This window comes from Bacillus sp. RB3, assembly GCF_030164735.1.
In the GTDB taxonomy this organism is placed as follows: Bacteria; Bacillota; Bacilli; order Bacillales; family Bacillaceae_G; genus Bacillus_A; species Bacillus_A cereus.
Map to the genome: position 1 here is coordinate 79,349 of NZ_JASNGE010000015.1, position 21,454 is coordinate 100,802.

The window sequence follows — 21,454 nt, forward strand, 5'->3', positions numbered from 1 at the left end:
ATTCTCTGGATGTTTTTTAGTGCTTTGCTTCGTTTAATTGCTGCTCGCATTTGCTTAGTTTCTTTTCCTCGTTCATTAAAAATGGTTCATCTAAATCTACTGCAACAGATTTCATAATTTCAAGCTGTGAGCGAGCTGCTTCTACTGCAGTAGTGGCATGCTCTAATGTGTCTGGATCCATTGAAATTGTTGCAGAACCTACCATCTTTTGTGCTGTTTCTACACGGAATTTTACTTCTTCAAAATCATTTACTTCTGATCCCATTGTTACTGCCTCCTTTGTATATTGCGCATTTCACATAGTTTTTGCTCTGTAAAACGGAAATATACAAAGGAATAATAAAGGAGGTTACCAAGTAAGGTAACCTCCTGTTATATGTTGGATTAAAGTTTTACTACGTTAGCAGCTTGAGGTCCACGGTTACCTTCAGTAATGTCGAAAGATACTTCTTGACCTTCTTCTAAAGCTTTGTAGCCATCTCCTTGAATAGCAGAGAAATGTACGAATACATCGTCAGCGCCTTCCATTTCGATAAATCCAAAACCTTTTTCGTTGTTAAACCATTTTACTTTTCCTTGCATGTTATAATTCCTCCTAAAAGCGTTTACTATTTTCATTTAGTGAAATTCATTTGAAAAATAATATAAACTAAAAATGCTATATTCTTGAATATTCTGCTAAATGATTAATTTAAATATACACGAATTGGGAGAATTTAGTCAAGTAAGCGATTTTATTTTTTGTATTTTTAAATAATTTTTCAGTCGAATTTTTAAATAGGTATAGGACAGGCCGAGTATGTAATATTCTTAATTGAATGCTATACATAATGAGGTGAAAGAATGAATAAGTCTTACTTATTAGATAATGAAGAAATGAGAACGAGAACCGACATACCGGATTGGGTTGCAAAAGAATTTGAGATTTTTTCAAGTGTCGTGTTAGAACCAACTTTTCCATGTTATTTCGGTTTAACAGCTTTGAAAAAGAATGAACTTCGCTATTCATTTCTTTCTCATAATGATTGGAGTCATTTGCCACATACAATGTTATCTTTTTTAGAGTTAATGAAAGAGAGGCCGATTGTAAGAAGGGGCTTTTTCCTTTTTGTAGAACCGGAATGTGAAGAACAATCACTCGAATATTACCGTGATTCCTTTTGGAAAGTGCTACAGTATTTACATGAAAACGATAATCAAGCATGGCCAAAGCAAATTCCTGAAGATCCAGATCATTATTTATGGGAATTTTCATTTGGTGGTGAGCCAATATTTGCATTTGGAAATGCGCCAGCTTATAAACAACGAAAAACTAGACATTTAGGGAATTCTCTCGTTATTGGGTTTCAGCCACGCACTATTTTTGATGGATTAGAGGGAGATCGTCCTAAAGGAGCATATTCAAGACAAATGGTCCGTGAGCGAGTTGAAAAGTGGGATCAATTGCCGAAACATCCTAACATTAGTCATTACGGTGACCCAGAGCATCGTGAATGGAAACAATATTTCATAGGAGACGATGTAGAGCTAATAAAAGGGAAATGTCCTTTTCTTCATAGGATAGAAAAATAAGAGCCATCATCTGGATGGCTCTTTTGTATATTTTGGATAAAAAAGGGTATTTTATTACGAAAGCTAGTCTATTTTTTCAAATTATATCATTAACTAGTAATAAAGAGAGTAGAAAGGATAGAGCGATGTTTGGAGCAATTATACAGCAAATCGTATTAGGTATATCATTAGCTGCGCCAGTAGGGCCGATTAATATTGAAATGTTAAAACGAGGAATTGAACGTGGTTTTTGGCACGCTTGGGTTGTTGGAATTGGTGGAATGACTGCAGATGTTTTATTTATGCTTCTCATTTATTTCGGTTTATCTTCTGTGTTTATGTATACATATGTACAAGCCTTCATGTATTGCACGGGTTTTTTCTTGTTATTTTATTTAGGATTTCAAAGTGTAAAACAAGGAATTTTCGAATCGAATATGGAATATAAAAAAGAAGAGGTAGGTGGCCTTAAGCAATCGTTTATGGCAGGATTTTTAATTGCGATATCCAATCCATTAAATCTTGTTTTTTGGTTTGGTATATACGGAAGTACACTTAGCTCATTACTTACGAAGGTAACGAAACAAGAAGCTTTTTTGTACAGTCTTTGCATTATTGTTGGTATTATTTTATGGAATTTAAATATTGCTTTTTCTGTACATTTTGGAAGAACTTTATTAAAACCAAAAGCGCTTGGCTACATAACAGCCGGAGCAGGTATTATTTTAGTAGGTTACTCTATACATTTTGCATACAAAGCTTTACAGTTGTTCACATAAGATTGAAGGGGAGATTTTTATGTATCGAACCACTATTGACGGAAAAGAAATTATAATTACGTTAGCGCCAAAAATCCGAAAAGAAATTACTGATAGAAATCCACTATATGAAGCGGTATTTCATAATGCTGCAAGATTGTTACAAACAAAGCAACCGACGTTTGCAGTAAATCATGAAATATTTGGGCTCATTATTGGAGAAGTGCAAAGAGGAGAAGTAACAGTGTTTGCAGTGGAACATATTATTCCGAAGCAAAATATATTTGGATCAAACAATTTTTTCTCGGCAATAGAACAGCAGGCAAATTTGTAAAGTGAATAGAATAAGAATAGAAAAGAAATAGTCGTAACGATATGTTGCGGCTGTTTTTTTGAAAAAGGGGGAAACAAGATGAAGAAAGTGGGGAAAGAGTTCTTTTTACAACATGATATTGTTATTATGTATAGCATTCTATTTATTTGCATTATTATTTTAAAAATGCAATTTTTTACGTGGTTTGGCATGTTAGCATGTATGTTTGGGATTGTTTTCTATACACTTAATGAATATATGACACATCGTTTTTTATTCCATATAAAGCCACCTAAAAACACATTTCTATTAAAAATGTTAAGAAGATTGCATTATGATCACCACGTATATCCAGATGATTTAAAACTTTTGTTTTTACCTGTATGGTTTAGTATACCTAGTTTTACTATATATTTACTTATAGCATATGGTATTACAAAAAGTGTTACTATTGCACTTTCATTTGGAATCGGAATGATTATTATGCTGCTCGTTTACGAATGGAAACATTATATTGCTCATAGACCGATTCGTCCCGTCACTAAGTTTGGAAGATGGCTAAAAAAACAACATATATTACATCATTATAAAAACGAAAAGTTTTGGTTTGGTGTTTCAAATCCAGTATTCGATTTTATATTTGGAACACTTAAAGATGGAAAAGATGTTGAGTTAAGCGAAACGGCTCGTAATTTAGAAAAGGAAAAAAAGACAAAAGTAGTGCGTTAAGCACTGCTTTTGTCTTAATGAGGATAAATAAGTAAGGTGTCACTTTATTTTGAAAAAGTATATTAAAAATTTAGGGGAAATTGCCGAAAAATGTCTATCAAAAAATCTTTGCATGAATGCATGGATTGTCTAAAATGAATATAAGTTTCTGAATATTTATAAAATTTAGTCTTTAGGTATGCAAGGGGGAAGTGTATTTTAAGTAAGAGAGGGGATCGGTTAATGAAACGAGACGATACGTCAGCACGTAAGTTGCAAAATGAGGTGAATTATACAGAGGTCGTTCAGTCGGAAGAATTTCAATTGTTATTAAATACGAAAAAGAAGTTTATCATTCCAATGAGTATTTTCTTTTTTAGTTTTTTTATCGCATTACCTATTCTAACATCGTATTCAAAGGTGCTTAATACACCTGCATTTGGAGACGTTACATGGGCGTGGGTATTTGCTTTTTCCCAATTTATTATGACATGGGCACTATGTATGATTTATAGCAAAAAAGCAGAATCATTTGATGAAATCTCCCGAAAAATTTTGCAAGATATGCAAAAAGGGAGGGGCTGAACTTGAATACTACTGCATTTGCACTATTTTTAATTATTGTTCTTGGTACGCTCGTCATAACCTATTTTGCATCGAAAAAAACGAAAAATGCGAGTGAATTTTATACGGCTGGAGGGGGATTAACTGGTTGGCAAAATGGTTTGGCCATTGCTGGAGATTACATGTCTGCTGCTTCATTTCTCGGTATAGCTGGAGCAATCGCATTAACTGGGTTTGATGGATTCTTTTATAGTATCGGTTTTTTAGTTGCTTATTTAGTTGTACTATATCTTGTTGCAGAACCGCTTAGAAATTTAGGAAAGTACACTTTGGCGGATATGATTGCAGCACGCTTTGACGCGAAAAAAGTTCGCGGAGTTGCAGCTCTTAATACGATGACGATTTCTATCTTTTATATGATTGCACAATTAGTTGGCGCGGGTGCACTTATTAAATTATTATTAGGGATTGAATATACGACATCTGTATTAATCGTTGGAACACTTATGACGGTGTATGTTATTTTTGGTGGTATGACAGCAACGAGCTGGGTACAAATTGTAAAGGCTGTATTACTTATGGCCGGTACGTTTATTATTTCTGTTATCGTTTTCGCAAAATTCAACTTCAGCGTGACTGAAATGTTTGCCCAAATGAAAACAGCTACACCATTAAAAGATTCATTTTTAAATCCAGGTGTAAAGTATAAGGATGGCCTTGATACACTTTCTTTAAATTTAGGACTAGTACTTGGTACAGCTGGATTACCACATATACTTGTCCGCTTTTTTACAGTACGTGATGCAAAAACTGCACGTCAATCTGTCGTATATGCGACATGGTTAATTGGTGCATTTTATATTATGACGATTTTCTTAGGATTTGGTGCGGCAGCGTTTGTAGGAAATGAAGCGATTATTAAAGCGAACCCAGCGGGTAATATGGCAGCACCTTTATTAGCCAAAGCGTTAGGTGGAGACTTCTTATTTGCTTTCGTATCAGCAATTGCTTTTGCAACAATTTTGGCTGTAGTGGCAGGTCTCGTATTAACGGCAGCATCAGCATTCGCTCATGATTTTTATAATGAGATCATTCGCAAAGGGAAATCATCGGAAAAAGAGCAAGTATCTATGGCTCGGTATGCATCTATTGGAGTAGCGATATTATCTATCATACTTGCATTATTTGCCCAAACATTAAACGTAGCATTTTTAGTATCATTAGCATTTGCAGTTGCAGCGAGTGCAAATCTACCAGTGATTTTATTTACAATATATTGGAAGCGTTTTAATACAACGGGTGCTATTTCCGGTATGATCGTAGGGCTCGTATCAGCAATTGTTCTCGTAGCGTTGAGTCCGAATGTTTGGAACCCTGTAGCTGGAAAAGCTATTTTTGTTGGGGAAGCGATATTCCCATATACGACACCAGGAATTATTTCAATTCCGCTCGGATTTCTTGCAGCATATTTAGGAACTGTTTTATCTAGTAAGAAAGAAGATGCAGCGAAATTTGATGAAATTCTTGTGAAATCTAATACTGGTCACGGTATTAGTGATGCGTCTTCACATTAAATAAAAGAGGAGCTTTTCGATAGATAAGAAAAGCTCTTTTTTCTTTTGTCATTTTCTTGTAAATATTACTGATTTGTAAGTAGGATTTGTCTTAATTTTGTGGAATGAAAATAGCAGGGAGAAATTTAAGTCATCATGGCACCAGCGCAGCTTTTGTGAAAAATAAGTTGTTATGGAAGGTGGAAGTAATGATGAAAACGAAGCAAACTGATGAATTATTAGCAAAAGATGAGCAATATGTTTGGCACGGAATGCGTCCCTTTAGTCCAAATAGTACAATGGTAGGGGCAAAAGCTGAAGGGTGCTGGGTTGAAGATATACAAGGAAAAAGATATTTAGATGGTATGAGTGGTCTTTGGTGTGTGAATAGTGGATATGGAAGAAAGGAGCTCGCAGAAGCGGCTTATAAGCAATTACAAACATTATCATACTTTCCAATGTCACAATCTCATGAACCAGCTATAAAGCTTGCTGAAAAATTAAATGAGTGGCTTGGGGGAGAGTATGTTATTTTCTTCTCAAATAGTGGTTCAGAAGCGAACGAAACAGCTTTTAAAATAGCAAGGCAATATTATGCGCAAAAAGGTGAACCACATCGTTATAAATTTATGTCACGTTATCGTGGGTATCACGGGAATACAATGGCGACAATGGCAGCGACGGGACAAGCGCAGCGTAGATATCAATATGAACCGTTTGCTTCAGGCTTTTTACACGTAACACCACCGGATTGTTACCGTATGCCTGAAATTGAAGGGCAGCATATTTATGATGTAGAATGTGTGAAAGAAGTCGATCGTGTTATGACGTGGGAATTAAGTGAAACAATTGCCGCTTTTATTATGGAACCAATTATTACAGGCGGGGGCATATTAATGCCACCACAAGACTATATGAAAGCTGTTCATGAGACGTGTCAAAAACACGGTGCCTTGCTTATTAGTGATGAAGTAATTTGCGGTTTCGGACGTACAGGAAAAGCATTTGGATTTATGAATTATGATGTGAAGCCAGATATTATTACGATGGCAAAAGGGATTACGAGCGCATATTTACCATTATCTGCAACAGCTGTGAAAAAAGAAATATATGAAGCATTTAAAGGGAAGGGAGAGTATGAATTCTTCCGACATATTAATACATTTGGTGGAAATCCAGCAGCTTGTGCATTAGCCCTTAAAAACTTAGAGATTATGGAAAATGAAAATTTAATTGAGCGATCTGCGCAAATGGGTTCCCTTTTATTAGAGCAACTAAAAGATGAAATTGGGGAACATCCGCTTGTTGGGGATATTAGAGGAAAAGGTCTATTAGTTGGAATTGAATTAGTAAATGATAAAGAGACGAAAGAGCCAATTGATAACGACAAAATCGCAAGTGTCGTAAATGCTTGTAAAGAAAAAGGGCTTATTATAGGACGAAACGGTATGACGACAGCAGGATATAATAACGTTTTAACATTAGCGCCGCCGCTTATTATTTCAAGTGAAGAAATTGCCTTTGTTGTTGGAACTTTGAAGACGGCGATGGAACGTATTTAATAAATAGAGAGAGGAGCGAGCTGTAATATAAGGCTCGCTTTTGTTTTTTAGTAGGAGGGGACTTTTAATGGAGAAATATGATCCTAACAAACATTATCACATCGGATATTATGAAGACGGATATGATTTAGAAGTGACGGCGTACAAAAGAATAAATGAACCAGTTTGGGATGCTTATCTTCCGCACTATGAGGTAGACGATTTTTACAAAAAGTGGAGAAAATGAAGCTAGGTGAATATATAGATGACTATGGTATTAAAGTATATTCATTTAGTAATGACATCGATGATGAAGAAGCACGAACTATTTTTGAAAACTGGTTAAAAACGAATGGAATTGTTTAAAGATAAAATGAAAAAGGAGATTACTATCTTGTAAGATAGTAATCTCCTTTTCTTATTCTTATAGTAAATTTACTTACTTACTTACTTACTTACTTACTTACTTGCTTTCATTGCTTTATCTTTTGCACCAAAAGTGTATTTTAACATTGGTGGTGTAATCATTGTAGTTAAAATAACGACAATAACGATTGCTGTAAAGTAATCTTGTGCCAATAGACCTGAAGAAAGTCCTGTTCCTGCAATGATAAGTGCAACTTCACCACGAGAAACCATACCAGAACCGATAATTGCAGAAGACTTAGCATCAAATCCAGTCATGCGTGCACCAACACCACAACCAATTAGTTTCGTTAATACAGCGATTACTGTTAATGCTAAGATGAACCAAATTTGATTGCCAATACCGTCAAATGTAATATTCATACCGATACTAACGAAGAATACTGGAACGAACATAGCGTAAGCAATTGGTTCTACTTTCTTTTCTACTTCATGTTTGTAGTTTGTTTGAGAAATTGCAATACCAGCAGCGAAAGCACCGATAATACCAGCAATTCCTAATAGTTCGCCGAAATATGCGAATGAGAAACAGATGATAAGAGCTGCGCTCACGATAGACTCAGATACGCGCAGTGGTGACAACCAACGCATAATTGCTGGAACACCTTTCCATCCAATTAAAATAATAGAAGCGAAGAATACTACTTTCTTCAAGATAATCATTGTTAAGTTAACATCATCAGTGCCTAAGAAGCTCATTGCGAATGCTAATAAAATAACAACAAGAATATCATCAAATACAGCGGCTCCAAGCATCGTCGTACTTTCACGTGTTTTCATTTTACCTAAATCACGAAGTGTTTGTACGGAAATACTAACACTTGTCGCACATAGAAGTAATCCTAAGAATACAGCGTTTCCTTGTTCCATTCCCATAACAAGGCCGGAAACGTAACCACCTACGAATGGAAGAATAATACCTCCGAGTGCAACTGCTAAAGAAGAATTACGATTGGCGTTTAATTCTTCTAAGTCTGTTTCAAGTCCAGCCATAAACATTAGAAGAATAACCCCGACATTACTTAATTGAGTTAGAAGCTCTGAATTTTCAATCCAACCTAATACAGCTGGACCGATAACGATACCGACAATTAATTTACCTAGTACAGAAGGTTGACCTAATCTAACACTAAGATCACCAGCAAGCTTTGTACTTAATAAAATAAGTGCAATTTGAAAGAAAAATTCGAATTCCATCTGATCCTCTCCTCATCATTTTTAGTTTTATCATACGATTTCTCGGAATTTGCCTAATGAAAATATGTAAAACCCATTAAACAAAAGGGTCTGATTACGAGTTCTTTTGAACTTGTAATTTGAACCTGTAATTAATATATAATATATTTTGCAAAAAATCAATGAAAAAATGGGAGCTTTTTTAGAGAGAGACGGTGTTATTAGAGATATACATATAAGAATAGTGTGTGAATTTTTATATGTATGAAATAGTATGAAGTCCTTTTTCATTACAAATAATAAAGCCTAAATGCTATTTCACGAATTATAAATGTGAAAAGGAGGTTTTATCATTTGAATTCATTAAAAAATAACTTGTCTATTGTTGCTTTAGGTGGAGTAAATGAAATAGGAAAAAATATGTATGCTATCCAATATGAAAATGATATTGTCGTCATTGATTGTGGATCTAAATTTCCAGATGAAAGTTTATTAGGGATTGATTTAATAATTCCAGACGTCACATATTTGCAAGAAAATAAAGAAAAAATTCGCGGTTTAGTAGTAACGCACGGGCATGAGGACCATATTGGCGGAATACCATATTTTTTAAAACAACTAAATGTACCAATCTATGCAACAAAGTTAACGTTAGGTTTAATTGAAATTAAATTAAAGGAACACAATCTTCAAAATGATACGGAATTAATCGTTATTCATTCAGAATCAGAAATTGATTGTGGTTCTATTAAGGCAACCTTTTTTAAAACGAACCACAGTATTCCGGATTGTCTCGGTATTGTTTTTCATACACCAGAAGGTACTGTAGTACATACAGGTGATTTTAAATTTGATTTAACACCAGTAAATAATCAACATCCTGATATTCATAAAATGGCTAAAATAGGAAGTGAAGGTGTACTAGCTTTATTATCTGAAAGCACAAATGCAGAACGCCCAGGTTTTACTCCATCAGAAAGGTCAGTAGGAGAACGGGTAGAGGAAATATTTATGAAAGCAAATAGAAAAGTAATTATTTCTACATTTGCTTCTAATGTGAATCGTGTTCAGCAAATAGTTGAAGCTTGCATAAAAACAAATCGAAAATTGGCTTTGCTCGGGAGAAGTATGGTAAATGTAGTAGAAGTTGCTCTAGAGAAAGGGTATTTACATATTCCAGACGGCATGTTGATTGAAGCGAGTGAGATAAATCGTTTAGATCCAAAGCAGGTAGCGATACTTTGTACAGGAAGTCAAGGAGAACCGATGGCAGCTTTAGCGCGTTTAGCGAGTGGAAACTATAGACAAGTTGATGTTTTACCAGAAGATACGGTTATTATAGCTGCGACTCCGATTCCAGGAAATGAACGTAACGTTTCAAGAATTATAGATAATCTATTTGCTTTAGGAGCAAAAGTAATTTATGGATCAGGTAGTTCTACTGGAGTCCATGTATCTGGTCATGCGTATCAAGAAGAATTGAAATTAATGCTCACTTTAATGAAACCTAAATATTTTATCCCAATTCATGGAGAGTTTAGAATGCTACATCACCATAGTTTGTTAGCAGAATCAATTGGTATTGAAAAGGAAAATATCTTTATCGTACGTAATGGAGATGTTGTAGATATTAGTAATGAAGTGGCAATTCAATCTAGAAGAATACAGGCAGGAAATATATATGTAGATGGATTAGGAATTGGAGATGTTGGAAATGCATTATTACGTGATCGTAAACAACTTTCAGAAGATGGAATGCTCGTTATAGTTATTACTTTTAATAAAGTGGATGGAGAAATAATTTCAGGTCCTGATATTATTTCTCGTGGATTTGTCTATGTTCGTGATTCAGAAGAATTTTTAAGAGAATTAAATAAATTAGCTGTTATTACAATTAATAATTTAAAGAAAGAGAATGTGAATAGCTGGGGTATTTTGAAAAGGGAGGTAAGAGAAGCGTTAGGGAAGTATATATATACAAATACAAAACGAAAGCCGATGATTCTTCCTATAATAATAGAGGTTTAATAGTAAAAAAAGAATTCTCGTATGGGAATTCTTTTTTGTTTTGAAGACAAAATGAACATATAATGAAATAAATAGAAATGGAAGGAAATAAAAGATGTTATTAAATAAACGTTTTACAATTGGAGAAATGGCAAAAATGCATAATATCGCAGAATCTACATTAAGGTATTATGATGAAAAAGGAATTTTTCATCCGTCCATTGTTGATCCTCAAACGAATTATCGTTATTATACAATCGATCAATTTTCACTATTAGATACGATTAAGTTTTTACGCCAATTAAACATTCCATTAAAGGAAATTAAAAAATATATTGATGAAAGAAATCCAGCATACGCACTCAATTTACTGGAAAAACAACAAGAGATGATGCTGAAGAAACAAAGAGAAATTGAGTATGCTTTAGCGAAAATGGAGCATAGAATTCATTTAATTAAGGAAGCAACAAAAGCAAAAGCTGAACAAATGGTAATAAAAGAGATCCCGCAGCGAAAAATAACAGCTATTGCGGTTGCCCCGAATACGACGGATGATATGTTTGAGTACTACATTCATTCGTTGCAAAAAAATATGAGGCAAATGGATGATAGCTTATTTTCTGGAGATATTGGTGTAACTGTTGCGAAAAAAGGGTTAATGCAAAATGAGTTTCAAGCATATAGCAGTGTATTTATTCTTTTGGATTATATGCCTTTTGAAGTACAGAGTTCAGATGAAATTAAAGAAGGTATGTTTGCCTGTGTATATCATCATGGGCCATATGAAGAAACTGATGAAACATATAAGAAGCTAATGAAATATATTGATCAAGAAGGATACGAAATAAGTGGAGATGCAATTGAGATTGCATTAATTGATTGGTCTGTAACAGAAGATCCTGAGGAGCAAGTAACAGAAATTCAAATTCCTATAATGAAAAAACAAAGCAATAAGTTATAGGACTCGTATAATTACAAATGAGCATCAAACGCGATAATTAAGTCACCTATTTTTTAATTCTCTATTGACCTTAAAGTTACTTGAAGGTTTAAACTAAGAAAAGAGAGTTGAAAAAAAGGAGCATATTAGAGTATGGAAGCAACAGAAAAATTAAGAGAAAAACCAATTAAAAGCTTATTTATTTCTTATTTAATACCAGCAGTTCTTGGAATGGTATTAATGTCAGTGAATATTGTAATTGACGCGGTTATGATTAGTAGAGGAGTTGGGGCGAACGGTTTAGCAGGAGTGAACGTGGCTATTCCAGCCTTTTCGATTTTCTTCTCTATTTCATTATGGATCGGAATGGGCGGGGCAACGTTATACTCCATTGCATTAGGTGAAAATAAACGAGAAAGAGCAAGGTCTATTTTTACTCAATCAATGACGGTAGCAGTTGTTATCGTAGGGATTTTAGCAGCGATTTGCTTATGGAGAATAGAAGATTTAGCATACTTATTTGGTGTAAACGAAGTGATTCTACCATATGCGTTAGACTATTTACACGTATTATTAACATTTGGAATGATATACGTTTTAGAAAATATTTTAAGTACATTTATACGAAATGATGGAAATCCTAATTTAGCAATGGCTGGTCTTGTTGTAACGGCTGTATTAAATATAGTGTTTGACTATATCTTTATTTTTATCTTTGGATGGGGCGTAACAGGTGCTGCCTCAGCGACTATTCTTTCGGCAGCGATTGGTTTCCTTGTATTATTAACCCATTTCTTTAGAAAAAGTAGTATTTTAAAGTGGACGAAATTTCATTTTGAATGGGATACTGTCAAACAAATTATGGTGATTGGTTTCCCAAGTTTTACAGCAGAAAGTACGGTTGCAATCGTAACGATTGGTTTTAATATCGCATTTGTCCAATATGCAGGAGAAGTAGGAGTAGCTTCCTATGCGATGGTGAATAGTATTCATGCAATGACATTACTATTATTCTTTGGTGTTGGAGCAGCATTACAGCCAATTGCTAGTTTCCATTACGGGGCAAATTTATCAGAGAGACTTCGTGAAGGATTGAAGTTTGCTGTGAAAATTGCAGTTGTCCTTGGAGGCGTTGCGATAATTGTCGGATTATTCTTCGGGAAATATATCATTGGTTTATTTGATGTTCAATCTCCAGAATTATTGGAGTTAACCTTAACAGGTATTAGTTTATTCTTTATCCAATACGTATTTTTAGGTTATAACATTGTGTATGGAGAGTACTTCCAATCAGTGCGACAAACGAAGAAATCAGTACTTATTATAATGAGCCGAGGATTACTATTTATTATTCCATTGTTATGGATTATGCCGAAACTATTTGGTATAAATGGAATTTGGCTCGTTATGCCAGTTGCAGAAGTAATGACAGCGATTATCGTATTTACGATGAATCGTATGAAACATCCTGTTCCATTAAATATGGCAGGAGAGAAAGAAGCGATATGATAAAAAATCCCCTTAAGCAATTAAGGGGATTTTCTTATTCCTTTAAACTAATAGCAAAAGATCCATCCGTTTCTTGAACAGAAGCAAAGGCAACGTTTTTAATATTTGTAATTCCTTTTTCTTTTAATTCTTTATATAACCATTTTTCATCTTTATGTATTAACTTTAAGTTATCATATTGAATTTGTGAATCGACGATAAGTGCAATTGGTAATCCAGCATACTTAACATCTATGTTTAAATCTTTTGGAGTTAATGGTACAAGTTCTCTTTTTGGTAAAATACTAATAGCGCCGTTCGCTTCTAAAATAGCGTATTCAATTTCATGAACACTTGGATATCCTGCAACGCGAAGATTAGAAAGCAGTTCTGCAATGGGGTATCTACTTTTTTGTAAGTTCTCAAAAATAATATCACCATGTTTAATTAAAATGATAGGGTGTCCGAGAATAAAACGATTTAGTTTGTTGAATAGGCTTAATTTTGTAAGGAGTAAATGTAAACATGTGATAACAACCATACCGAGAAATGCTTGTAAAGCACCAGAGACGGGTATGGCCTGGAAAGCTAAATAAGATAAAAAAATTATAGCCCCAAAATCATGAGGAGTTAGTTGCGCTAACGCGGATTTACCGAGTAACTTAAGCGATAGCAAAAATAAGATGAAAAAGAACGACACGTTACATAAAAAGAGAAGCAATAGAGACACTCCTTCGTGTAAAGTTGTACTTACTATTCCCGAAAGTAATATAAATATTACCTTTCAGAGGATAAATTAGGGTTTATTGGAATTTGTCTGTATACAAACAAATAAATGGATATTATCATGAAGGAAGTAAAAGAAAATAGGAGTATATGAATATGAGAAAGAAGAAAATAATGAAGGGCATTTTAGTTGTTATAATGATTTGCGCCGTGTATGCGGGGTTTTTACAATATCACATTTATAAGCATGGGCATATGAATGCAACATACGATGCTGATTACATAATTGTACTAGGATCGAAAGTAAATGGGACGAAACCATCTTATTCATTGCAATATCGTATTGATAAAGCAGCTGAATATTTAAAATCACATGAGAAAACAATCGCTATCGTATCTGGAGGACAAGGAAAAGGCGAAGACATTTCAGAAGCATTAGCAATGAAACAAGGACTAATAAAACAAAATATCGCAGAAGACCGCATTATAATGGAGGACAAATCTACGAGTACAGATGAGAATATTACATTCTCAAAACCGTTAATTCCAGCCGATATGAAAAAAGGTATGATCGTAACAAACGATTTTCACATGTTTAGAGCGAAAAAAATAGCGGCCAAACAAGGTTTACAATTAGAAGGTCTTCCGGCAAAAACACCGAAACCAATCATCATTCCATCGAATGTACGAGAATATTTAGCAATTACACAGTATTGGTTTATGAATCGAATATAGTGAAAGTGATCCCGTCTGAAACTCAGGCGGGATTTAGTTTGAGGAAAATCTTACAAATATGTCACGTTCGTGAAAGGTAAAGCGATAGTTTCTAGAATGATTTCCTGACATAATGAAGGTAACAAAAACTATTTAGAGGTGAATCGGATGAAAGGAAATAATATTTTATCTTCGTTATGTTACTTTAGTATCTTTTTTGCACCATTTTTACTACCAATTATCGTGTACTTTGTTGCAGAAGATGAAGTGAAGTATCACGCGAAAAAAGCATTTTGGTCACATGTTTTCCCATACGCAATCTTATTTGGAGGACTAGCAGTATCAGGCATGTACGGTTTAGGTTTCAATCAATCTGACGGTGCTGGAATTGGAATGGCTATCACATATGCAGTGTTCATTCTTGTAGGAATTTACTACTTCATTTGGAATATCGTAAAAGGTATTAAAGTTTTGAAAACGGCGTAATAAGATAATTATAATTTCATTTACCGTATCGATAAACGTTTTAAAAAAGGGCAATTCAAAAAGAATTGCTCTTTTTGTGCTTATAAGTTGTGAAAATTGAAAAAGATATGTTAATTTTTCATTATGAAGAGAAAAAAGGAGTGATTTTCATGAATGAGATCATACATAAGATGGAGCAACATGTTTCAGTTCGTAAATATAAAGAAGAATCAATTCCGAAAGATGTAGTAGAAAAGATGGTGCATGCTGCGCAACATGCAGCTTCATCACATTTTGTACAGGCGTATTCTGTTATATATGTAACAGATCAGGAATTAAAGGCTAAACTAGCAGAGCTATCCGGAAATCGCCATGTGAAGGACTGTGCAGCATTTTTTGTTTGTTGTGCAGATTTAAAACGACTTGAAATTGCATGTGAAAAACATAGTACAGAGATAAAGCATGAGGGAGTAGAAGACTTTATCGTTGCGACGGTAGATGCTTCACTTTTTGCGCAAAACTTAGCACTAGCAGCAGAATCGTTAGGATACGGTATTTGTTATATTGGTGGTATTCGTAATAATCCGAGAGAAGTGAGTGAACTGCTTCATTTACCGGATAAAGTATATCCTGTATTCGGAATGACAGTCGGTGTACCAGATGAAGAACATGGAGTTAAACCACGTTTACCAGTAGCAGCAGTTCTTCATGAAAATGGATATGATGAACAAAAATATGATGAATTACTAAACGAATATGATGAAACGATGAACGCGTATTATAAAGAAAGATCATCAAACAAGAAAAACGTAACATGGACGGAATCAATGAGTTCGTTTATGTCTAAAGAAAAAAGAATGCATATGAAAGAGTTTTTAAGTGAAAAAGGATTAAATAAGAAGTGAGTAAAGAGGCAAACCTGTGATGCAGGTTTGCCTTTTTGAGAAGGAGAAATACCTAAGGCCAGAAAGTTGTTTATTCTTTCTGAACTTAGGTATTTTGTTTGTTATCATGTACATAGAAATAAAAATTAATAATTTTTTACAAAAGTGATAGAAAATGAGAATGAAATGCCAATAGTAAGTAAAAGCGGCATAATAGCCGCTTTTTATCGTTTTATTTAGTATTTGATTTGAAATATTTTCCTTATGAAAGAAAGATTATTGCTAATTGTAAACTGTCAATAAAGTTATTTAAGTTTTGATATGGAATACCCCGCCGGAAAATACAGCAATAATTTCGTTTGAACATATCTGTTATTGCACGATCTAAAGCATCTTCTATAACAAGTTCAAACTTTCAATAAGAAGATAACCCCCTGTACAACTTAAAAGAATGTACGTAAATATTTTAAAAATCCGTTGATTAAGCCATTTAAAAATAATTTGACCTATAAACAAACCTAAAAATACAATTGGAATGGCATAAAAACTTGATTCCCAAATGGTTTTGTTTGTGCCAGTAAAGAGTATTTGAGTTACTAGACTAATGAAATATATAAACAGATAAAAAGCTAATGTAGTTGCTCTTAACTTCTCTTTTTCAGTATTAGTTCCTGTAAAATAAAGTAACAGGGGTGGACCTGGCATACCGATACTTGTCGTTAAAAGACCAGATAATCCGCCAGCTATGAAATCTCTAGATTGTGTTGATTTAACCTTAACGTTGCATATTAGCAACAATGTTAATAGTAAGAGTAGGATGCTAACTGCTAATTTAAAAGTGTTTATGTTAACGGAAATGAAAATTAAAATGCCAAAAGGAACACCAACTATACTTCCAAAAATAAACCTTTTCAGTAGAACAAAATCAACGTCCATTCTTATTTTCCAAATGAGTGAAATGGAGATAATTAAAGATAAAATAATGTTTATTTGTATAGCTTCTTGTGGTAGAAATAACATAAGTAAGAAAGGGGTTGCCATTATGGAAAAGCCAAAACCTGTACTTGCTTGCAGAATAGAAGCCACTAATATAATACATATGAAAAAGAATGTGATACCCAAAACAGCCCTCCTATTTAATCAAGTTTAACTAGTTAAAGTCTATTATTTAAGTGCAATGTTTCACAAACTTATTTGTATTTTAACATAAATATCTAGTTTTTTCTCAAATAGTGTTGCCATATAAGGCTCTTTAACTAAAAAATCTGACTTGTATTTTTAAACAATTTTATTATGGGGAAACAAATAATGAATGGGATCAAAATGTATTGATTATCATTAAATTATTCACTGAGATCCCCGCGATAAAACAAGAACAGCCATATAAAACTTACAAAAATACAGCATGTAGCTAATAAACAGCCAATCATTTGAGGAGAAAGAATTTCTAACAGCCCTCCTGTAAAAAACATCGATAACTGAATAAGAGATCCGTAAATGGAATAATGGAATGAAAAAACTTTACCTATCATATTTTCGTGTGTGTAAGTTTGAAGTAATGTCGTATCAAGTGGAACGATGATTCCTCCTGCTATGCGCATACAGAATAAAGTAATGATACCGATAATAAGTTGATCGGATAGAATGAATCCGAGAAAGAAAATTCCTTGTAATAAGTAGGCCCAACCGAATACTTTTTTCATTTTTTCTTTATTATGGGATATATAAAGATTAACGAGAAGGCTTCCTATCATAAGCCCAGCCCCTTGAACCGTATATAAAATCCCAATGTTCGTATGGAAAATTTTTTCGGCATAGATCGTTAGAAGTAGTTGATAAGCACCTCCAATAATCCCCCATGAAATGCCGACAAGAATTAATGTTAAAATGATTTTTGTTTGTAATATGTATGTATAACCACCTTTTATATCAGTGAAAAATGCTTTCTTCTTGTTACAAGTATCATGAGCAGGAATACTCATGTTATAAATAAAATAGGCTGAAATAAAGTATGATAGGCTATTTACTAAAAAAGCGAACTCAATATGTAAAGATTGTGCAATTACTCCGCCCAAAGAAGCCCCCATAATAGACATAAAACCATTAATTGTACTAGAAAGAGAGTTAGCAGTTACGAAATGATTTTGGTGTACGATATTTTTTAGGGTTGCTTGTTTAGCCGGTTCAAATAAACAAGAAAGTACAGATAAACATATATTAGCAATGAAAATAATCTCAATTTTATAGCCTGCGAGTAAGTATGTAAGGACTAGAATTCCCCGTGTAATATCGGTAAAAATCATAATATTCTTTTTAGAGAAACGATCTACAATTCCGCCTATGAATGGACTAAGAAGAAGCTGTGGTAAACTTTTACTTATAAAAGTAAGTGCGATCATAAACGGCGATTCCGTTATGCTGTAGACAAATGTTAATAAAGCTACCGTATGGAACCAATCCCCAAGTACACTTAATGTTTGCCCATAAAATAGTTTATTGAAGTTTTTATTTGTTTTAAGAAGTGTGGAATAAGAAACTGACATAAATAGATTAATCCTTATGTAATGACGATGTTTGAATTTGTTCTTTCCACTCACTTAAATACACTTTTTCCGCTGTGGGAAGTCCAACAGGTAATTGTGCAATCAATTCTAAACTATTTCCATCAGGGTCGTTAAAGTATACGGCTGCATGTGCTAATTCCGGAAAAACAATCGGTTCAATTGGTTCCATTCCAAAGTCTTTTCGTGCTGAAATTCCTTTTTGATTTAGCCAATGAATCGCATTTTCTAAATCATGTAAACTTACTTGAAAGGCGATATGTCGTAAAGAGGGGTGATAATTCACTTTGTATTCTGTGCCTTCCCAAAGGCCGAGCCAACTCTCATTTTCTTTAATCCAAAAGAAAGCAATATTATCTCCTCTTTTATATAATTTTAGCCCTAGTGATTCATAAAAAGGTATTGATACTTTTAAGTTGCGGACAGGTAAATGTGCTTCGTAAAGACCTCTAATCATTGTAATCCCCCTTAGTAAAAATGTTTCTTATTCCATAGTAAACAATATGTTGCTAGTTGAAATCGCAAATAAGAGGGATATAAATTCATACGAAAGTATGAAAAAAACAGCTCATATTTGAGCTGTTTTTCTATAGTTTTTAGTTCATTTTTCAAGGATAGGATATATTAATATCCGTATCCGCCGCCACCCCAACAGCTACATCCGATGATGATTAGAAGGATGAATAGTACGATAAGCAAAGCAAATCCACCGCCGAAACCAGCGCAACTTCCACCATAACTCATATGTTTTCCTCCTTTTTAGTAAGTTAATCTATATGGTTCATGGACTACTATATACAGTATGTTTTTTGTATAGAAAACGAGCCAGTCTCATTTATAATTAGACAAATGCCTGTAGATTCATTAGGATTGCATGTTAGTGATTTGTAAATAAACCTTTACGTAATTCATAATTTAGGCATAAAAAATAAAAAATTGTAAAAAAAACCATTTTCTTATTTTTTTATGAGAGAATATGTACTATAATTTTACAAGTAATATTATGGGAAAAGGGAGTTTTAGTATAGAGATGGAGATGGGACAATTAAAAAATAAAATAGAAAACAAAAAGAAAGAGTTAATTCAACTTGTTGCGAGACACGGATTGGATCATGATAAAGTTTTGTTATTTAGTCGTGATTTAGATATACTTATTAATAAGTTTATGAATATAAAAGACAAAGTGCATAAATAAAAAATTTATAGTTTTTTATATTAAGATGTTTCACAGAAAGGAGAGGACAGTAATTGGAACATTTACAGGAAGAATTGTATAAACAAATAAAAGAAGAAAAAGGTACAGTTACAATTTTCTTAAAGAGTGGCGTTAGAATAATAGGAGAAGTTGTTGGAGTGGATAAATTTACAGTTTTAATCTTAGTGGATGGAAAACAACAGCTTATTTATAAGCAGGCTATATCAACAATAATGAAATAAGACACTCTTGTTGAGTGTCTTATTTCATTATTGCTTGCATGCCTCAACATCAATGCCGGCAGCAATTAACTTCTTTTCTCCATCTTGTTCAATAATTTTTTGTAATTTAGATAAGAAAGAATCAAAGTTTGTATGCTTTGCTACTTGGAACGTCATTTTATGTTCAATTGGTAGCCACGTATCAATATCAGCTTCGTTATGCTGAATTTTTACCTCAAGTTTATCGAGTGCATTAGCAACTTTTGCTTCGTACGTTTCTTTCGCTTCAAACTCCATCCATAAGTCATATAATTCCTCGCCGAGAGAACCTGTTAACGTTTGTTTAATATTTAAAATAGCCTCCAGTTCATTTTTTTGTTTTTGTAGCTGTAATTCGTGACTATTCATTGTATCAAAAGCAGGAATATCACCAGCTTCGGCTTCGACTAGGTCGTGAATAATAACCATTTTAAGTAATTTCTCAATACTTACTTTTTGATCCAAATAAGGTTCAACTAAAATGGCCATTAGAGACATCCGCCATGTATGTTCGGCAACACTTTCTTGACGTCCGTTGGAAAGCCAGCTATGTCGCATTTCATATTTTAGTTTTTCTGCTAATGCAATGACTTGTAAAATGTTGTGTTCCATCGTGATCCTCCTCATTTATTCATACCATAATTCTAATATAGAAATGAAATGTGTCAATTTTATGAGTATATTGCGATAAACAGATGATAAGCGTATAATACATGTTATATGTGAAAACGTATTATTAAAATAAAAAAATGTTATATAAAAATGGAAAGGAAAGGGCAGAAATATGGGAGAGAAAAATCAAGTATTAGCTAGACCACAAAGAAGAAAAAGGAAGTTTGATATTTCTAGCCCAGTGGGCATTATAGTAGGTTTCATTATAGTGATAGCGGCAATTATGCTTGGTGGCGGTGGAATAAAAGCTTTCAAAAACTTTTTAGATATTTCATCTATTTTAATTGTCATAGGGGGAACAACAGCGACAATTGTTGTGGCATATCGATTTGGAGAAATAAAAAAATATACGAAAAGCATTTTTACTGTTTTACATAGAAGAGAAGAAGATTTAGAACAGTTAACGGATTTGTTTGTCGATTTTTCGAAAAAGTCTAAAAAGAACGGCTTGCTTTCTTTAGAGGTAGATGGAGAGCAAGTAGACAATCCTTTTATTCAAAAAGGAATTCGATTAATGTTAAGCGGTTACGATGAAGATGAATTAAAAGAAGTGTTATTGAAAGATATTGAAACGGAAGTGTATGAGTTAAGAAAAGGAGCAGCATTATTAGATAAAATTGGTGATTTTGCTCCAGCTTGGGGAATGATTGGTACGTTAATCGGTCTTATCATTATGCTCCAAAACTTACAAGATACATCGCAAATTGGTACAGGAATGGCAGTTGCGATGTTAACGACATTATATGGGTCTGTACTTGCGAATATGATTGCAATCCCTCTTGCGGAAAAAGTATATCGTGGTATTGAAGATTTATATACAGAGAAGAAGTTTGTAATAGAAGCAATTTCAGAATTGTATCGTGGACAAATCCCTTCTAAATTAAAGTTGAAACTGGATACATACGTATACGAAACAAAGGTAAAAAAGGTAAAAGGAGCAGCCTAATATTTC

Annotated in this window: 25 protein-coding genes and 1 pseudogene; 17 read left to right on the plus strand and 9 right to left on the minus strand. The window is 33.7% G+C overall.

Going from position 1 to position 21,454, the window contains the following annotated elements; translation table 11 throughout:
- Window positions 1-16 precede the first annotated feature (16 nt).
- Together QO049_RS19255 and cspB are read right to left on the minus strand one after the other, a co-directional pair.
- Entirely contained in the window at window positions 17-265 is a 249-nt protein-coding gene (locus tag QO049_RS19255; RefSeq protein WP_000534400.1) for a DUF2564 family protein, read from the minus strand.
- Between the two features lie 119 nt (window positions 266-384).
- On the minus strand, window positions 385-582 hold the full coding sequence (gene cspB / locus QO049_RS19260) for a cold shock-like protein CspB (protein ID WP_001161731.1): 198 nt from the start codon (window positions 580-582) through the stop codon (window positions 385-387).
- 261 nt (window positions 583-843) lie between these two features.
- On the opposite strand from cspB, the gene QO049_RS19265 reads away from it, so the two are divergent.
- The 8 genes and pseudogenes from QO049_RS19265 to QO049_RS19300 all read left to right on the plus strand — a co-directional run bounded on the left by QO049_RS19265 (window position 844) and on the right by QO049_RS19300 (window position 7,354).
- Window positions 844-1,572, plus strand: coding sequence for a YqcI/YcgG family protein (locus tag QO049_RS19265; RefSeq protein ID WP_001043750.1), 729 nt, complete (start codon window positions 844-846; stop codon window positions 1,570-1,572).
- Window positions 1,573-1,586: 14 nt separating this feature from the next.
- Window positions 1,587-2,330: a LysE family transporter gene (locus QO049_RS19270; protein ID WP_001196846.1), complete on the plus strand. Its 744-nt coding sequence runs from the start codon at window positions 1,587-1,589 to the stop codon at window positions 2,328-2,330.
- A 19-nt stretch (window positions 2,331-2,349) separates the two neighbouring features.
- On the plus strand, window positions 2,350-2,643 hold the full coding sequence (locus QO049_RS19275; protein ID WP_000286362.1) for a hypothetical protein: 294 nt from the start codon (window positions 2,350-2,352) through the stop codon (window positions 2,641-2,643).
- A 78-nt stretch (window positions 2,644-2,721) separates the two neighbouring features.
- Window positions 2,722-3,351: a sterol desaturase family protein gene (locus QO049_RS19280; protein WP_000755391.1), complete on the plus strand. Its 630-nt coding sequence runs from the start codon at window positions 2,722-2,724 to the stop codon at window positions 3,349-3,351.
- A 222-nt stretch (window positions 3,352-3,573) separates the two neighbouring features.
- A complete protein-coding gene (locus QO049_RS19285; RefSeq protein WP_000817366.1) occupies window positions 3,574-3,915 on the plus strand; it encodes a DUF485 domain-containing protein in 342 nt (113 codons plus the stop codon).
- 2 nt (window positions 3,916-3,917) lie between these two features.
- The gene (locus QO049_RS19290; RefSeq protein ID WP_001098233.1) at window positions 3,918-5,468 is read left to right on the plus strand and encodes a solute symporter family protein; all 1,551 of its coding nucleotides are present in this window, start codon (window positions 3,918-3,920) and stop codon (window positions 5,466-5,468) included.
- 191 nt (window positions 5,469-5,659) lie between these two features.
- A complete protein-coding gene (locus QO049_RS19295; RefSeq protein ID WP_000850959.1) occupies window positions 5,660-7,009 on the plus strand; it encodes an aspartate aminotransferase family protein in 1,350 nt (449 codons plus the stop codon).
- Window positions 7,010-7,076: 67 nt separating this feature from the next.
- Window positions 7,077-7,354, plus strand: a pseudogene (locus QO049_RS19300) (DUF3986 family protein).
- A gap of 93 nt (window positions 7,355-7,447) precedes the next feature.
- Here the strand turns inward: QO049_RS19300 and QO049_RS19305 are convergent.
- Window positions 7,448-8,611, minus strand: coding sequence for a cation:proton antiporter (locus QO049_RS19305; RefSeq protein WP_000393892.1), 1,164 nt, complete (start codon window positions 8,609-8,611; stop codon window positions 7,448-7,450).
- Between the two features lie 333 nt (window positions 8,612-8,944).
- Here QO049_RS19305 and QO049_RS19310 point away from each other — a divergent pair, with 333 nt between their 5' ends.
- From QO049_RS19310 to QO049_RS19320, 3 genes are all read left to right on the plus strand, one after another.
- The gene (locus tag QO049_RS19310; RefSeq protein WP_001086703.1) at window positions 8,945-10,618 is read left to right on the plus strand and encodes a ribonuclease J; all 1,674 of its coding nucleotides are present in this window, start codon (window positions 8,945-8,947) and stop codon (window positions 10,616-10,618) included.
- Window positions 10,619-10,712: 94 nt separating this feature from the next.
- The gene (locus QO049_RS19315) at window positions 10,713-11,558 is read left to right on the plus strand and encodes a MerR family transcriptional regulator (protein WP_000925910.1); all 846 of its coding nucleotides are present in this window, start codon (window positions 10,713-10,715) and stop codon (window positions 11,556-11,558) included.
- 132 nt (window positions 11,559-11,690) lie between these two features.
- The gene (locus tag QO049_RS19320; protein ID WP_284489406.1) at window positions 11,691-13,046 is read left to right on the plus strand and encodes an MATE family efflux transporter; all 1,356 of its coding nucleotides are present in this window, start codon (window positions 11,691-11,693) and stop codon (window positions 13,044-13,046) included.
- Window positions 13,047-13,080: 34 nt separating this feature from the next.
- Here QO049_RS19320 and QO049_RS19325 read toward each other — a convergent pair whose 3' ends face one another.
- A complete protein-coding gene (locus QO049_RS19325) occupies window positions 13,081-13,746 on the minus strand; it encodes a DUF421 domain-containing protein (protein WP_000923922.1) in 666 nt (221 codons plus the stop codon).
- Between the two features lie 161 nt (window positions 13,747-13,907).
- On the opposite strand from QO049_RS19325, the gene QO049_RS19330 reads away from it, so the two are divergent.
- The 3 genes from QO049_RS19330 (at window position 13,908) to nfsA (ending at window position 15,835) form a co-directional block, all read left to right on the plus strand.
- Window positions 13,908-14,486 carry a YdcF family protein gene (locus QO049_RS19330; protein WP_001227676.1) on the plus strand — a complete coding sequence of 193 codons (579 nt, stop codon included), beginning with the start codon at window positions 13,908-13,910 and terminating at the stop codon, window positions 14,484-14,486.
- 147 nt (window positions 14,487-14,633) lie between these two features.
- Complete coding sequence (locus QO049_RS19335) at window positions 14,634-14,951, plus strand: magnetosome magnetite crystal formation protein family (RefSeq protein WP_000678055.1); 318 nt, start codon at window positions 14,634-14,636, stop codon at window positions 14,949-14,951.
- A 149-nt stretch (window positions 14,952-15,100) separates the two neighbouring features.
- The gene (gene nfsA / locus QO049_RS19340) at window positions 15,101-15,835 is read left to right on the plus strand and encodes an oxygen-insensitive NADPH nitroreductase (RefSeq protein WP_001002392.1); all 735 of its coding nucleotides are present in this window, start codon (window positions 15,101-15,103) and stop codon (window positions 15,833-15,835) included.
- 375 nt (window positions 15,836-16,210) lie between these two features.
- Here the strand turns inward: nfsA and QO049_RS19345 are convergent, their stop codons facing one another.
- From QO049_RS19345 to QO049_RS19360, 4 genes are all read right to left on the minus strand, one after another.
- Window positions 16,211-16,936: a sulfite exporter TauE/SafE family protein gene (locus tag QO049_RS19345; protein WP_000513079.1), complete on the minus strand. Its 726-nt coding sequence runs from the start codon at window positions 16,934-16,936 to the stop codon at window positions 16,211-16,213.
- A gap of 221 nt (window positions 16,937-17,157) precedes the next feature.
- Window positions 17,158-18,357 (minus strand): MFS transporter, encoded by a 1,200-nt coding sequence (locus QO049_RS19350; protein WP_000117062.1) that lies wholly within the window; start codon window positions 18,355-18,357, stop codon window positions 17,158-17,160.
- A 7-nt stretch (window positions 18,358-18,364) separates the two neighbouring features.
- Window positions 18,365-18,832 carry a VOC family protein gene (locus QO049_RS19355; protein WP_000617953.1) on the minus strand — a complete coding sequence of 156 codons (468 nt, stop codon included), beginning with the start codon at window positions 18,830-18,832 and terminating at the stop codon, window positions 18,365-18,367.
- A 167-nt stretch (window positions 18,833-18,999) separates the two neighbouring features.
- Window positions 19,000-19,119, minus strand: a complete 120-nt coding sequence (locus tag QO049_RS19360) for a YjcZ family sporulation protein (RefSeq protein ID WP_000120179.1) — start codon at window positions 19,117-19,119, stop codon at window positions 19,000-19,002.
- A gap of 232 nt (window positions 19,120-19,351) precedes the next feature.
- On the opposite strand from QO049_RS19360, the gene QO049_RS19365 reads away from it, so the two are divergent.
- Both QO049_RS19365 and hfq read left to right on the plus strand, forming a co-directional pair.
- Complete coding sequence (locus tag QO049_RS19365) at window positions 19,352-19,570, plus strand: aspartyl-phosphate phosphatase Spo0E family protein (RefSeq protein ID WP_000291688.1); 219 nt, start codon at window positions 19,352-19,354, stop codon at window positions 19,568-19,570.
- A 53-nt stretch (window positions 19,571-19,623) separates the two neighbouring features.
- Window positions 19,624-19,812: an RNA chaperone Hfq gene (gene hfq, locus QO049_RS19370; RefSeq protein WP_000400664.1), complete on the plus strand. Its 189-nt coding sequence runs from the start codon at window positions 19,624-19,626 to the stop codon at window positions 19,810-19,812.
- 27 nt (window positions 19,813-19,839) lie between these two features.
- Here hfq and QO049_RS19375 read toward each other — a convergent pair whose 3' ends face one another.
- Complete coding sequence (locus tag QO049_RS19375; RefSeq protein ID WP_000400780.1) at window positions 19,840-20,442, minus strand: HD domain-containing protein; 603 nt, start codon at window positions 20,440-20,442, stop codon at window positions 19,840-19,842.
- A gap of 172 nt (window positions 20,443-20,614) precedes the next feature.
- Here QO049_RS19375 and QO049_RS19380 point away from each other — a divergent pair, with 172 nt between their 5' ends.
- The gene (locus QO049_RS19380) at window positions 20,615-21,448 is read left to right on the plus strand and encodes a flagellar motor protein MotP (protein ID WP_000504185.1); all 834 of its coding nucleotides are present in this window, start codon (window positions 20,615-20,617) and stop codon (window positions 21,446-21,448) included.
- Window positions 21,449-21,454 lie beyond the last annotated feature (6 nt).